General features: G+C 50.8%; 11 protein-coding genes. 7 read left to right on the forward strand and 4 right to left on the reverse strand.

Annotated elements, in window-relative coordinates; translation table 11 throughout:
* The first annotated feature begins 84 nt into the window (after window positions 1–84).
* The gene (locus GC097_RS09940; RefSeq protein ID WP_171683161.1) at window positions 85–1050 is read left to right on the forward strand and encodes a substrate-binding domain-containing protein; all 966 of its coding nucleotides are present in this window, start codon (window positions 85–87) and stop codon (window positions 1048–1050) included.
* Here the strand turns inward: GC097_RS09940 and GC097_RS09945 are convergent.
* The gene (locus tag GC097_RS09945) at window positions 1047–5141 is read right to left on the reverse strand and encodes a bifunctional nitrate reductase/sulfite reductase flavoprotein subunit alpha (protein ID WP_171683162.1); all 4095 of its coding nucleotides are present in this window, start codon (window positions 5139–5141) and stop codon (window positions 1047–1049) included. The genes GC097_RS09940 and GC097_RS09945 overlap by 4 nt on opposite strands.
* Window positions 5142–5348: 207 nt before the next feature.
* Window positions 5349–5765: a MarR family winged helix-turn-helix transcriptional regulator gene (locus tag GC097_RS09950; RefSeq protein WP_171683163.1), complete on the reverse strand. Its 417-nt coding sequence runs from the start codon at window positions 5763–5765 to the stop codon at window positions 5349–5351.
* Between the two features lie 154 nt (window positions 5766–5919).
* Between GC097_RS09950 and GC097_RS09955 the strand changes: the two genes are divergently transcribed.
* Window positions 5920–7212 carry an arsenic transporter gene (locus tag GC097_RS09955; protein ID WP_216625712.1) on the forward strand — a complete coding sequence of 431 codons (1293 nt, stop codon included), beginning with the start codon at window positions 5920–5922 and terminating at the stop codon, window positions 7210–7212.
* A gap of 19 nt (window positions 7213–7231) precedes the next feature.
* Here the strand turns inward: GC097_RS09955 and GC097_RS09960 are convergent, their stop codons facing one another.
* Window positions 7232–7558 carry a YnfA family protein gene (locus GC097_RS09960; protein ID WP_171683164.1) on the reverse strand — a complete coding sequence of 109 codons (327 nt, stop codon included), beginning with the start codon at window positions 7556–7558 and terminating at the stop codon, window positions 7232–7234.
* A 198-nt stretch (window positions 7559–7756) separates the two neighbouring features.
* Between GC097_RS09960 and ligD the strand changes: the two genes are divergently transcribed.
* A complete protein-coding gene (gene ligD, locus GC097_RS09965; protein WP_171683165.1) occupies window positions 7757–8644 on the forward strand; it encodes a non-homologous end-joining DNA ligase in 888 nt (295 codons plus the stop codon).
* A gap of 22 nt (window positions 8645–8666) precedes the next feature.
* On the opposite strand, the gene cls is transcribed toward ligD, so the two are convergent.
* Window positions 8667–10094, reverse strand: a complete 1428-nt coding sequence (cls, locus tag GC097_RS09970) for a cardiolipin synthase (protein WP_171683166.1) — start codon at window positions 10092–10094, stop codon at window positions 8667–8669.
* Window positions 10095–10397: 303 nt separating this feature from the next.
* Here cls and GC097_RS09975 point away from each other — a divergent pair, with 303 nt between their 5' ends.
* Genes GC097_RS09975 through GC097_RS09990 form a run of 4 tightly spaced genes read left to right on the forward strand, consistent with a single transcriptional unit; the run spans window position 10398 to window position 14787 of the window.
* Entirely contained in the window at window positions 10398–11993 is a 1596-nt protein-coding gene (locus GC097_RS09975) for a spore germination protein (RefSeq protein ID WP_246294121.1), read from the forward strand.
* The gene (locus GC097_RS09980; RefSeq protein ID WP_171683167.1) at window positions 11980–13146 is read left to right on the forward strand and encodes a Ger(x)C family spore germination protein; all 1167 of its coding nucleotides are present in this window, start codon (window positions 11980–11982) and stop codon (window positions 13144–13146) included. Before GC097_RS09975 ends, GC097_RS09980 begins: the two co-directional genes overlap by 14 nt.
* Window positions 13147–13149: 3 nt before the next feature.
* Window positions 13150–13380, forward strand: a complete 231-nt coding sequence (locus tag GC097_RS09985; RefSeq protein ID WP_171683168.1) for a hypothetical protein — start codon at window positions 13150–13152, stop codon at window positions 13378–13380.
* 51 nt (window positions 13381–13431) lie between these two features.
* Entirely contained in the window at window positions 13432–14787 is a 1356-nt protein-coding gene (locus GC097_RS09990) for a GerAB/ArcD/ProY family transporter (protein ID WP_171683169.1), read from the forward strand.
* Window positions 14788–14916: the final 129 nt, after the last annotated feature.

Raw genomic sequence — 14916 nt, forward strand, 5'->3', positions numbered from 1 at the left:
TCTTTATTAGAGATTGTCATACCTAATCGATCCGCTTATGATAGAGGATAACGAATTTAACCAGACAGGCTACGGAGGATGACCATGACAGCCGATATCTCCTATACCACCGAAGACATAGCGAAGCTTTTAAAAATCTCCAAACTAACGGTCTACGATCTTATTAAAAAAGGGGATTTGCCCGCCTATCGGGTAGGCAAACAAATGCGCGTAGACGCCTCGGACCTGGAGGCTTATAAAACTCGTGCCAAAAGCGGCAGAGTGAGTACGCCTAGACCGGACAGAACGGACAGTGCGGAACTAGCGCCTTCAACTCCGTCGCAGGTTGCTGCCCCTTCCCCTAAACACGCTCTTGTCATCACGGGGCAGGATATCGGCTTGGACATTTTGGCCAAACATATCGAGCGAAAAGTTCCTAGTAGCAGACCTCTCCGCTCTTACGTAGGGAGCCTGGACAGCCTAATCGCCATGTATAAAGGCGAAACCGATATCGTAAGCACACATCTCCTAGACGGCGACACGGGAGAATACAATATTCCTTACGTTCGTAAAATACTGATCGGCTCTTCCTATGTTGTGATCAATCTCCTCTCCAGAACAGCAGGTCTCTATGTTCAACAAGGAAACCCCAAGAAACTCCATGCTTGGGCCGACCTGCAGCAGAAAGGTCTTCGGCTGATTAACCGCGAAAAAGGCTCAGGCGCACGCGTTTTGCTCGATGAACAACTCCGGCTGCACGGCATTTCCTATCGGGATATGATCGGTTATGAGCGGGAGGAATCGAACCACATGGGCGTTGCGGGCAAAGTAGCCACCGGGGAAGGAGATTTCGGTGTAGGCATTGAGAAAGCCGCCCATATGGTCGGAGGCGTTGACTTCATTCCGCTCATTCAGGAGCGTGTCGATCTCGTCATGTTGAAGAAACCGGAGAATCAGGAATGGTTGCAAGGCGTCATCGACGTCCTGCGCTCCGAAGCCTTCCATAACGAACTCCGCCCCATCCAAGGATATGATCTATCCCAGACGGGGCGCATCTTATTTGAGACTTAGTAGACGTCTTTCGCATACCGTTTGGTGCGCGACATCTCTTTCACATAGCTCTCCGTTTCACTTGCGCTCATGCCGCTATGCTGCTGAATGATTTGCTTTAGCGTGGCATCGACCTCTTTGGCCATGGTGCCGGCATCTCCGCAGATATAGAAGTGAGCGCCGTCCTTCAACCATCCCCACAGCTCTGCCCCATGCTCCAGCATGCGATGCTGGACATAGATTTTCTCCGCCTGATCGCGGGAAAAAGCAGTGTCCAGGCGGTGCAGACCACCTTCCTGCAGCATGGTCTCGAGCTCCTCCTTAAAGTAGAAATCGCACGCCGCTCGCTGCTCGCCGAAAATGAGCCAGTTCTTCCCTTTCGCTCCCATAGCTTGACGCTCTTGAAGAAAGCCCCGGAACGGCCCGATTCCTGTACCCGGTCCGATCATAATCATCCCTGCATCCGGATTGGCCGGAGGCCTGAAGTGCTGAGACTTTTGGATAAAGAGTCTAACCTCATCAAGACCATGGACGCGATCTGCCAGAAAACCGGAACAGACGCCGGTCCGCGGTTTCCCCTCCGTTTCGTATCGAACGGTTGACACCGTTATATGGACCTCGCCAGGGTTCGCCAGGGGACTGGACGAAATGGAATACAATCTTGGCTGCAGCGGTTTCAGCACTTGCAGCAGCTCCTCTGCCGTGACGGATACACACAGCGGAAAAGCTTGTAACACGTCAACCAACTGACGTCCCCAGAGCCACTTTTTCAAATCCGGCTTGTTCTTGATCAGATTTCCGAGCATCGCGCTTTCTGCACGCTCCTGAACAAATGCCAGCAGCCCCGGTGTAACCCGGGAAATTTCGCAATGCCGCTGCAGCGCCTCGGCTATCGTCATTTGTCCTTTATCTTTGAGAGCTACTTGCGTGAACGGGTCCAGCTTGACGGTCTCCAAAATATCGGAGACGATCTTCGGATCATTGACCGGCCATACGCCAAGTGCGTCTCCCGCCTCATAACGAAGCCCGCTAGCCGTAAGGTCAAACACGTAATGACGTGTTTCTTTCTCAGAACCTTCACCGTTCAAAAGCCGGTTCTTAACAAGCCGCGCCGCTAATGGATGATTCCGGTCATAGGTTGTATGATTCTCCATGGGAATCGGCTCTCTTAGCTTCTTCACAACAGCATTCATCCAAGCCGCCGACTGCTCCTCATAATCCGTGTCACAATCTACACGCCCGTTCAAGCGCTTAGCACCGAGCTGTTCCAAGCGCTCATCCAGTTTGCGCCCGAAACCGCAAAACAGATCATAGTTGGAATCTCCGAAGGCCAGCACGGCGTAACGCAGCTCAGACATCCGCGGCATGCTTTCTCCCTGCAGCGACTGCCAGAAGCTTGCGCCGTTATCCGGCGGATCGCCGGCGCCGAACGTGCTGACCAGAAACAAGACGTATCGTTCAGAGATCAAATCAGCCGGCGCGCAGTCTTTCATATTCAAGAGACGAACGTTATAGCCGGCCTCTTGCAATTTCTGCGCGCATTGGATCGCGGCGCCTTCTGCATTTCCCGTTTGCGAAGCCCATAGAATCGTGACAGCCATTTGTTCAGAAGACGTTGACGGGGCTGCCTTCACCTCTTGCGGAATTTCCACCGGTACTTGTGCGGGCATTTGTACCAACACTTGTACCGGCTCGGCGGCCGCTTCAGGAAGATACGTACGGGAAAACATACCGGCCAGCAAGCCATCCAGCCAATATCGCTTGGACGGTTCCAAGGGCGCCGTAGGAGGCAGAACCGGAATACCGGGCACCGGACGCGATTCATCCGCTCGCAAACTGGTCAAAAATCCAGAAAGGTACAGCTTCTCATGACTATCCAGCGTCATCATGGGAGAGGATTGAACGCCGAGCATCGCAGCCAGCGTGTCGACAGGTGCCATCGTAGCCATCTTCACTTCCTCCTTCTGTTTCGTCAATGATACCGCGCAGAACTTTAATTCCGGCTGAAACGAAATGCTATCAACCGCATCGCTCGTCACCTCATTGACGGCAAGTTTCTCGCCGAACACATCATTCCAATGAAAGGGAGCGAAGCAATTCCCCGGCCTTACGCGATCGGTAACAACGGCTGGGAGTATCGCAAGCCCGCGGCGCGAGCTAATTTCGATACGATCTTGATCCTTAATGCCGAGCGCCTCTGCATCCTCAGGGTGAATTTCAATGAATGGACCGGGGTTCAGTTTGTTAAGCTTGGCAATCTTTCCCGTCTTCGTCATGGTGTGCCATTGATGCTGCAAGCGTCCTGTATTCAGTACAAAAGGAAAGTCAGCATCCGGCATTTCCGCCGGCGGCACATACGGACGAGCAAGAAAAACTCCTTTGCCGTTCTCCGTAGCGAAAACGATGCGCGGATGACTGCCGTCCGGAAGTTCCTTCCGCTGTTGGCTAATCCCATCGTTCAAATACCGGATCGGATTGCGATCGTTCCCGCTTCCCGGGGCAGCCGGCCACTGCACAGGCGTTTCGCGCAGCCGTTCATAGGAGGCCCCACGGATGTCGTATCCGGTCTTGGGATTCCAAGCCCGCTGGATTTCCTGATACACCTCAGCGGATGATGCGTAAGTGAATCCTGCGGCATATCCCATCTCGCACGCAACCCGGGCGATGATTTGCCAATCCGGCAAGCTTTCGCCTGGCGGCTCCACCGCCTTCTCCATCAGCGTCAAATTCCGCTCGGAGTTGATCATTACGCCTTCGCCCTCCGCCCATAGGGCGCCCGGCAGCAGGATGTCCGCATATCGATTCGTCTCCGTCTCGAAGAATGCATCCTGCGCGATGACCAGCTCGGCGGCCTCCAAGCCGGCAATCACATTCTTCCGGTTAGGCACAGTTGCTACCGGATTCGTGCAAATAATCCAGCAGGCTTTGATATCCCCGGCCATCATACTCTCGAACATCGACACGGTGCCCGAACCCGCCTCCGTCTTCAACGTGCCGCGCGGAATGCTCCACATATCCTCCATGAAATCCCGGTCGGCTTGAACCAGCACCGATCGCTGTCCGGGCAAGCCAGGACCCATATACCCCATCTCCCGCCCTCCCATTGCGTTGGGTTGACCCGTGAGGGAGAAGGGACCGCTTCCGGTCCGGCATATTTTGCCTGTTGCCAGATGCAGGTTGCAGATGGCGTTGGTGTGCCATGTGCCGTGGGTACTCTGATTCAGCCCCATCGTCCAGCACGTCATCCATTCCGGCGATTCGCCGATCCATGATGCCGCTTGGCGGATATCCGCTTCGGGGATGCCCGTTATTTCAGCAACTTGGTCAGGCGGATAGTTCTCCAGAAATGACGGCATGCTTTCCCAACCGGACGTAAACTCCTCAATAAAAGCCGAGTCGGTGTGGCCGTTTTTGACCAGCAAGTGCAAAATTCCGTTCAAAAGCGCAAGATCCGTCCCCGGTTTAATCTGCATAAAAAGGTCTGCCTTCTCTGCCCCTGTATGGCGGCGGGGATCTACCACGATCAGCTTCGCTCCCTGTTTCACCCGATCCATCATGCGCAGATAGAGAATGGGATGGCAGTCTGCCATATTGGCGCCAATCACGAAAAACAAATCAGTGCTGTCCATATCCTGATACGAGCCCGGCGGACCATCTGCCCCGAGCGACAGCTTGTAGCCGCTGCCTGCGCTAGCCATGCACAAGCGTGAATTGGATTCTATGTTGTTCGTTCGCACGTAGCCTTTGGCCAGCTTGTTGATCAAGTACTGAGCTTCCAGCGACATTTGACCCGACACATAGAAAGACAGGGCGTCCGGGCCGTGCTTGTCGAGAATCGCGCGCAATTCTCTCGCCGTCGTGCTGATCGCATCAGCCATACCGATTGCGATTGGTTCTTTCTTGCGCGACAAGCGCTTATAAGCGAATTCCATGCGTCCGGACTCTGCGATAGCTTGAGCACAGGTACTGCCTTTGGTGCACAATCTTCCAAAATTGGTCGGATGCTCTTTATCCCCCGTCACCTTGAGCACTCGGTTTCCAGATACCTCAAGTACGATTCCGCAGCCAACTCCGCAATAGGGACAGACGCTTTTTACTTTGGTTGTTGTCATATTGGTTCACCAGCGCTAACGTGCAGCTTGCACGATTTGATTTTTTCTAATTTTGTAAAAAAAGTGACATGATTCGAACGTAGTTATACCTCTTTACATCAAAATATATATCGTACTGCGATGAAAATCAAGTATTAATGTTAACTAATATAACATTTAATGAGTATTTTTTTCTTCTCCAATTAAAATCATCTTTTCTATGTTATATTATGTTACACATAAATCATCCTCATCAGGAAATTCCAAAAGCCCAATATTTTTAAGCTCATTCATATGAATCTCCGACAGATCCTCCAAGATGCGCATGCCGGACTCGGACAGTCGAATAAAAATGCTCCGACCGTCATCGGGATTCGGCACCCGATACACCAATTCAAGCTGCTCGCAGCGGTTAATCAACTCTACACAGGCGTGCGGCGTAACTTGCAAGCGTTCGGCAAGCTCCTTCGGCGTAGCGTAATCCCGTCCCGGAAACCCCATGATCGCCAGCATGAGCTGATGGTACTGCGGCGTGAGCCCGTGCGCTCGTGCGGCAGACTCACTGAAATGAATAAACTTGCGAATTTGATAGCGAAACATCGCCAACTGCTCGTAGACCGCTTTCGGTAATCGTTCTTTTGACATACGCTTCTCCTTGGAAATAAGATACATCATTTTAACATACTCGTTCGACACAAAGGTACGGTCTGTCACCTTTTTTCACATGAGCTGATTTAATCATTGACAAATGCAATTGGAACTATGAAAATGTTGAAGAAATCCGCTTCAGGAGGAACACATGATATATTTAGCTGTCCTTATTTTTTTACTTACGATTACTTTTGTGATTTGGCAGCCTAAGGGACTTAACATTGGCTGGTCCGCTTCGGCGGGCGCTGTGCTTGCACTGCTCTTTCAAGTTGTTTCCCTGCAGGATGTCGCAACTGTGACAGGGATAGTTTGGAACGCGACACTCGCGTTTGCCGGCATTATTTTGATCTCATTAATCCTTGATCATATCGGGTTCTTCGAATGGGCAGCCCTGCATATGGCGCGTATGGCCAAAGGGAATGGCAAACTTATGTTCATCTACGTCATCCTGCTCGGCGCAGCCGTTTCGGCTTTCTTTGCAAATGACGGCGCAGCGCTCATCTTGACACCAATTGTTTTGGCTATGGTCAGGGCTTTGAAATTTCCGGATAAAATGATTCTCCCCTTCATTATGGCAAGCGGCTTTATCGCGGATACGACCTCCATACCCTTCGTTGTCAGCAACTTGGTGAATATCGTTTCCGCCGATTTTTTCAGCATTGATTTTACGACCTATGCCAGCCGCATGTTCGTCACCAGCTTATTTTCACTCGGGGCAAGCCTGCTTGTGCTGTATCTTTATTTCAGGAAAGACATTCCGGCGGAATACGATAGGACTCATCTCAAAAATCCATCCCACGCCATTAAGGATCTTCGGCTTTTCCGATTATCATGGGTCATTCTAGGTGTCTTGTTAGCGGCCTACTTAGCCAGCGGATTCATCAAAGTCCCCGTTTCGTTCATTGTCGGAGCGGCTGCGCTTATGTTCATTCTGCTCGCTCGCACCAGCACGGCTATTCAAACAAAGCAGATCGTCAAAGATGCCCCGTGGGCAATCGTTATTTTTTCAATTGGCATGTACGTTGTCGTATACGGTTTGAAAAACGCCGGCTTAACCGACGCGCTGGGGGAGCTGCTTGAAGTTGTTTCGGGGAAGGGGCTCTTGGCCGCCTCTATGGGAATGGGCTTCCTTGCCGCTATCCTCTCCTCGGTGATGAACAATTTGCCGACGGTCATGATCGGTGCGCTGGCTATCCAAGGCACTGGCACTGAAGGCATTGTGCGGGAAGCACTCATATATGCCAATGTGATCGGCTCTGATTTAGGTCCGAAAATGACTCCGATCGGGTCGCTGGCGACACTGCTGTGGCTGCATGTTCTTTCCAAAAAAGGCGTAACCATCACTTGGGGGACTTATTTTAAAATCGGTATTGTTCTTACGCTTCCCACCTTGTTCATCACACTACTCGGTCTGTATCTATGGTTGAGAGTTATTGCCTAAGAAACCTATGATCTGCCCTTTAACTTCTTGGAGCCCATAACATAATGGACACACCTATGACGCAGACAATGGCTCCGGTCCAGTCATAGAGGTCCGGCGTTTTTTTATCGATCACCCATCCCCAGAGTACCGCAAGTATAACAAATACGCCTCCATAGGCTGCGTACACCCTCCCGAAGGAGGGGAAGCTCTGCAAGGTTGGGATGATCCCATACGCAATGAGAATCACACTCCCTATAACCCCATACCAGAGAGGCTTCGATTCACGCAGCCACAACCAAACTAAATAACCCCCGCCAATTTCAGCAAGCCCTGCAGCAATGAAAATCAATATCGCCATCGTCATTTTTTCATTCTCCTTCTTGCAAAAATTCCCACTATGGCATGCCCTGCATATGACGCAATCATCTGAAATTCGCCCTGTCTTGTCAAGAAAAAGGCGATTTCAAGCGAAAATAGGGTCCCGTAGTTCCCCTACCTGCAGTTTGAGAAGCCGTCCGAAAGGGAATAATCAGACTACAACTATGTACAGGAGGAGCATCCCATGGCCGTTACAACCAAAGGAACACTGCTCGTGGAAGGGCATGAGCTGACAATCACCAACCCCAATAAGCTTCTCTGGCCTGAAGCAGGCATTACGAAAGCGGATTACATTTCCAAATTGTCCGAGCTGTCTCCTTATCTGCTGCGTTATTGCCGCAATCGGCACTTAACGACCATCCGTTTTCCTAATGGCTACGATCACAAGTCTTTCTACCAAAAAAACGCCCCCGATCCGGTGCCTGACTTCGTAAAACTGGCTCCGCTCGATGGCATTAACTATATCAATCTAGACTCCTTGCCTACCTTGCTTTGGCTGGGGAACCTGGCTTGTCTGGAATTCCATCCCTCTTTTCACCGGATTGGCGATAAGCTGCCCGCGGAGTGGGTCATCGATATCGATCCTACTTTGGAAGAAGAGCCGCGCATTATGGAAGCCGCTCATATTATCGGGGAAGTGCTGGACTCCCTCCACATACAATCCATTGCCAAAACTTCCGGCGCCACCGGCGTGCAAATTTACATTCCGATCCAGCCCGGCTATACGTTCGAACAGCTGCGGAAAATCGGCTATTTCATCGCGTCCTATGTCGTCAAAATTTACCCCAACCTGTTTACTATCGAACGATTCAAGAAAAACCGCGGAGATAAAATCTATATCGACTACCTCCAGCACTGGTACGGGAAAACGCTGTCCGCACCATATACGCCACGCGCCAAAAAAGACGCCTCTGTCTCCACTCCCCTGTTATGGAAAGAGGTTGAGCTGCGCCCTAGTCCCCGTGAGTTCAATTTACATACCGTCCTTGATCGGTTACGGAAGTACGGCGACCTGATCGAAGGGGTTCCCCATCAAAATTTGGACACTATTCTAGCCCGCCTAAATCATTAGTGGTTCCATAAGGAACTACTGACTAGAATAGAGGAGAGAGCAGCCTCGCAATCACTTCCTTCATCTTCTCTATCCGCGATCGCTGCTCGAATTCCGGCAATTTCAGCTCATCGCTTTCTTTTAAATCCATCAGAAAGTCCGCCTCCAGGCGATCAATCACGTCCCGGTTAAACATAACCGCATTCAATTCAAAGTTGCTGAAGAAACTGCGCATATCCACATTGGCCGTGCCTACCGTAGCCATGATCTGATCGATGATCATGACTTTGGCATGCATGAACCCCTTGCGGTACAAATAGAACTGAACCCCCGCCTCCATAAGCTCCAGCAAGTAGGAGCGGGAAGCATACTGCACAATGCGGGAGTCCGCTTTGTATGGAAGGATGATGCGGACATCGATGCCGCTGATGACGGCCGTTTTGAGCGCCATGGTAATGCTGGCATCCGGAATAAAGTAGGGCGTCGTCATGTATATCCGCTTCTTGGCTGCGACAATGCCCGCGAAGAACATCTCCTGAATCGCATCCCAATAGGCGTCCGGACCGCTGGAAATGACCTGCACCAAGGAAGCTCTCGGCTCATGATGCTCGGGGTACAACGAATCGCCAGCCAAACGCTCGCCGCTTACGAACAACCAATCAGTCATAAATGTTTGCTGCAAATAATACACCGAGTCGCCATACAGCTTAAGATGCGTGTCCCGCCAGAAACCAAGCTTAGCGTCCCCCCCTAAGTATTCATCCCCGATATTAATGCCGCCGACAAAGCCAACTAGCCCGTCAACGACTATGATTTTACGGTGATTGCGGTAATTCATTCGTTTATCGAAAAACGCGATCAGAGGTCTCAGAAAAGGGTGTATCTCGATCCCGGCTTGTTTGAATCGGTTTATATACTCTTTCGAAAGCGAATACGAGCCGACCCCGTCATAAATGACCCGCACCTGAACCCCTTCCTTCGCCTTGCGAATGAGAGCCTCTTGAAATCTCATTCCTGTTGCATCATGCCGAATCGTATAAAATTCAAAATGGATATGCTTCTTTGCCATTTCAATCGCCTTCAGCATCTCCTCATAGGTGACATTCGCATTTTTTAACACCTCGACCCGATTATTCGGCGAAATGGCCGAACCAGGGATGTTGTGCAGCATCCCACAAAGCCGTGAATCTTCGTAAAGCGGGTATTTCTGCTCGTTTCTCTCTTGGCTTTGGATTTCCAAGTCCAACCATTGATGTCTGATTTCCGCACTTTTGCGGCGTCCTCTGCGTTGTACAATTCTACGCTGGGAGTATTCCTTTGCTAAAAAGTAGTACATGATAAAGCCGATAATTGGAAAAATAAACAAAACGAGCAGCCAAGCTACTGTCTTGGCGGGCCGCTTGTACTCACCGATGAGAATGGTGGCCGTCTGAAAGATGAATAGAAGCAATATACCCACAACCCAAATCATAAGCCCCATCCCCTCTTCCAACCAAGTTCCTGAATATGCTTCGATTTCCTTGTCACATTAGCTTTTGCCAAGGATTTCTCCGCTATACTCACCCGCCTTCAAAGATCAGCCCTAATAAATTTTTCCAACTTTCGTAATAAAATCCTTCATTTCGCAGAGAATAATAAACGCATTCCTACAATCTTCATTCCGCTGCCGGCAGGAGGTGCCATTTGCATGGTCAAAACATCCAATCCATTGATGAAAAGTATCCTGCGTAAACGCACATCACACAAGCAAGGCGGCGATACCAGCGGCGAACAAATGGAACTTCAAGATTCACTGGACTATCAATTCATCGAAGAGCTGAAGAAAACGGAGCTTTCGCTTCTCTTGGAAGATAATCACGGTTTCATCAAAGCGATCTTCCAGGATTGCTCCGATGTGGTTGTCCGTGAATTTGAAATTGAGCCGAACATTCCCGCTCTGCTGCTTTTCGTGGATGGACTTACAAACACCCAGCTGCTGAATGACACGATGAAATCGTTGATGCTGCTGGGCGGCGGCGAAACGTCCATCGAGCGGATCGCAGGAGCGATTCTGCCCGTGTCCCAAACACAGATCTCCAGCAATTACGGAGACTTGCTCGTTTCCGTGCTGGGCGGGGATGCCGCCCTGCTCGTAGAAGGCAACGCGAAAGCGATCCTGCTCGGCATACGCGGAACAGAGAAGCGCTCCGTTGCGGAGCCGGAGACGGAAACCGTCGTGCGCGGACCGAAAGAGGGGTTCGTGGAGAGCATTCGCACGAACACCTCGATGATCCGCCGCAAGCTCAAAACACCGAGGCTCAAAATGAAGTCCATGTGCATCGGCAAAGAGAGCAACACCAATATCGTCGTCTGCTATATGGACGACCTCGCCATGCCCTCGCTCGTCGAGGAGGTGATCAAGCGGCTTGAACTCATCAAGATCGATGCGATCCTGGAGTCCGGCATGATTGAAGAACTGATTCAGGACAATGCGTATTCCCCCTTTCCGCAGATGCAGTATACGGAGCGGCCTGACGTCGTTGCCGGGGCGCTGATGCAGGGAAGGGTGACCATCCTCACGGATGGCACGCCATTTGCGCTCATCGTTCCCTTCGTTTTTATCCAAACGATGCAAACGGGTGAAGACTACTACGAGCGGTTCCAAATCGGTTCTTTCTTGCGGATGCTTCGTTACATATTCGGTTTTTTATCGCTGACAACACCTGCTTTGTACGTTGCCATTACGACGTTCCATCAAGAACTACTACCGACCACACTGATGCTAAGCGTTGCAGCTTCCAGAGAAGCCATTCCGTTTCCCGCTGTGGTTGAAGCGTTCATCATGGAGATTACATTCGAGGCGCTGCGGGAAGCCGGCATCCGCTTGCCCAAAGCAGTTGGCTCCGCGGTTTCCATCTTAGGGGCGCTAGTCGTAGGACAGGCGGCCGTGCAAGCCGGTATCGTTTCAGCGCCAATGGTTATCGTTGTTTCGATTACCGGGATCGCCTCCTTCACAATCCCGCGCTTTAACGGCGCGATCGCCATCCGCATGCTGCGTTTCCCCTTCCTTATCGCTGGGGCGCTCTTTGGCTTCTATGGCATCTTCTTCTCGTTAATGATTCTGATTGGGCATATGGCGAATCTGCGCTCCTTCGGGGTTCCGTACTTGTCGCCGCTTGGCCCTTTATCTTCCGGCGATGTCAAGGATGTCTTCATTCGCGCCCCCTGGTGGCAGCTCGAGAAGCGTCCGGAATTTTTGCCTGTTCAAGATGCACAGCGCATGGACGATAAGTTATCCCAGCAAATCATGCAGGACGGAGGCTTAGATGGAAGCTCCATTCCACATGCGCATCATTCCAGCGAGGAGGGAAATGAGAATGGCTCATCCTAAGCGGCTTGGCCTGCTTGCCCTGCTGATTCCCGCCTTCGTTTGCCTGACCGGCTGCTGGGACCGCACCGAAACCAACGATATCGCGTTCGTCCTTACCTCCTCCGTCGATCTGGAGGATGACGGCAAATACCGCGTATCCTATTTGCTGCCTCTCCCCGGCTCTATGGGAGGAGCAAGCGGCGGCGGCGGCGGCACGGCCGGCGGCAAAAGCTATTACATCGACTCCGAGGTGGGGAACACCGTGCGGGAAGCGACCAACAAACTGCAGATGCGCATGTCGCGCCGCTTGTTTCTCTCGCACCGGAGAACCATTGTCATCGGGGAGAAGCTTGCCAAGCAAGGCATCGGCGTGATGTTTGACAGCGTCCCCCGATCGCCAGAGAGCCGTATGACCTCCTTTCTGGTCGTAACCAAAGGCAAGGGCTCTGACTTGATGAACACCGAGCCCAAATTCGAACGGTTCCCGGCTGAAGTCATTCGCGAGCTGACGAATTCCCGGCAGTCCATAGGTACTTCTACGAAGGATATTGGCATCATCTTGAGCTTCAACAGCGATCCGATCTTGACATTTTTGGTGCCTAAAGAATCTCAAGGCTCCAATAAGCCATCGCATGAAATCCAGATGATTGGCTACGGACAATTTAAAGGCGACCGTCTGGTTGGGATTTACGAGAAGCAAGAATCAGAGGGGCTCTTGTGGCTCAGAAATCAAGTCAAGGAACATATGTTCACTTTTCCGACAGATGGCAAAGAGATGTCCATCCTTGTGACCAAAGGGCAAACAAAAATCAAACCGCAGCTTCAGGAAGACAAAGTTATTTTCGACGTAATCATTGAGGCGTCCGGCGCCGTTCGTGAGGATTTATCGAACCTTGATCTAAACAAAGCCGAAGTGATGCGGAAAGTTGAACGGAAGTTATCGGAGCAAATCAGCAAGTCCATCCAATCGACCATTAAGCAAATGCAAAAAGAAGGAACCGATTCCGCCCAGCTCGGTTTAATCGTTTGGCGGAGCTATCCAAACGAGTGGTACGAAAGCATTGAAGAGAACTGGAAAGATACCTTCAAAAAAGCTGAATTCCGTATTCATGTCAATGCCTCCATTCAGGAAACCGGTCTGATCAACAAAAATGTTATCAACGAGGGGATGTGAACCATGGATGGCATCTTCATGATATGTTTTCTGGTTACCATGGCAGGCTCGCTGCTCATCGATCAAAGGATGCTCAGGCAAGAGAAAGGATCGATCAAGATCACTTACGGTATTTTCACGTTTCTCGCGCTAGGTCTCTTCTTCAGCAAGTACATGCATTGGAACATTCCCATGGCTTCGCGATTCTTCATTCATACGGTTTCACCTTGGTTTGCTCAAATCATTGGCACCTAAGGACTACGGATTTAAGGGAAAAAGGCGGTAATCACCATCGATAACAAACAAGTGATCAATCAGCGGCAGCTCTCCTGGTTAGCTTCCTCCGTCATCACGAGCGGAGGGATTCTTAGTTTACAAAATGTCCTGATCCGCATCTCCCAGATGGATGCTTGGTACAGTTACTTGCCATCTGCTTTCTATGTCTTTGGGGTCGCGAGCTTCTTCGGTTACATTACAAGAGTTTATCCTCAAAAAAATATTTTCGAAATTTCCAAGGAGGTGCTGGGCAGCGCCTGCGGAACGATCGTCAATCTGATCATGCTGTTTCATTTCTGGCAAATCGTCATGCGTGACACTTCGTCCGTTGCAAGGTTCAGTACGACGCTGCTGCTCCATAATACGCCGCTTGAAATACTCATTTTGCTGCCCTGCCTTCTGCTCATTTATTTTGGTAAAAGCAGCGTGGAAGTCATCGCCCGGGTAAATGATTTATTCTACCCGCTCTTTGTAATAACCGTACTGATTATGCCGCTCCTCCTGTCTAACGAGATTCATTTACAACTTGTTACGCCTGCGATGACCATGCCGCTGCAGCATGTAACCGCCAGTTCCCTGCTCACGATCGGCAACGCTGGAGACATCTTCATTCTCGGCGGCTTTCTTCATATGATGTCTAATGCCGACCAAGTCCGTTCTTCCATCCGTCATGGATCACTGCTTGGCATTTTTCTGCTCACCTTGTCGGTCTTCTTGATCCTGGCCGTTCTCGGACCCAAGATGCCGGGTAATTTCCTATACCCCCTCTACAACTTGGTCCAAACGATTCATATCACCGACTTTCTCGATCGCGTAGATCTCATCATCCTGATGATCTGGTTTCCGACCGTTGCTTGTAAGGTCATCGCGATCTATATGGCGCTTCTTCTCGGTATTTCTTCTATTCTGAACAAGCGAAACTATCCAACAATCAACAAGCCCGTTGCACTGTTCATGGTGATCACGACGCATATGTCTTTCAAAAATACAACCGAGCTGCTAACGTTCTCCAATTTCAGCATGCCTGTCATTGTCCTTGCCTATCAACCTTTGGTCATGGTCATTCTCACCCTGGTTGCTATGCGGCAAAAGAAAAAACATCCGTCAACGAGCAATCTCGCTTCCGGTGGACAGCCTCCCGCCGTAAATCCGTCGCAGAAGATCGGCCGCCTGAGTGAGCGTTTCTCGTACAAGCAATGGCTGTGGGGCGGAAATGTGCTCATTTCCTTAGCAGCCCTTTGCTTGTTCGTCGGACTTCTGTTCAGTAAGTACCAAGCCGGAATCGGGACCGTCTGCGCACTTCTGTTCTCCGCCTGCCTGCTGCTGAGCGCTTTGACCACCTATATGGAGGTGAGCCAACTGAAGCAAGCGGAAGCCAGCAAATAACAGGGCCAAGGATAAACGACTTCGTCGTCCTTTGAGGACGAGCGCGTTTGTCAAGGTAGATGCGAAGCAAAAGTATAAAACTTATACTTCCTTATCTACGCATCAAAAAAAGCACCTGATGAACAGGTG

This window comes from Paenibacillus planticolens (genome assembly GCF_013141725.1).
Classification (GTDB): Bacteria; Bacillota; Bacilli; order Paenibacillales; family NBRC-103111; genus Paenibacillus_E; species Paenibacillus_E planticolens.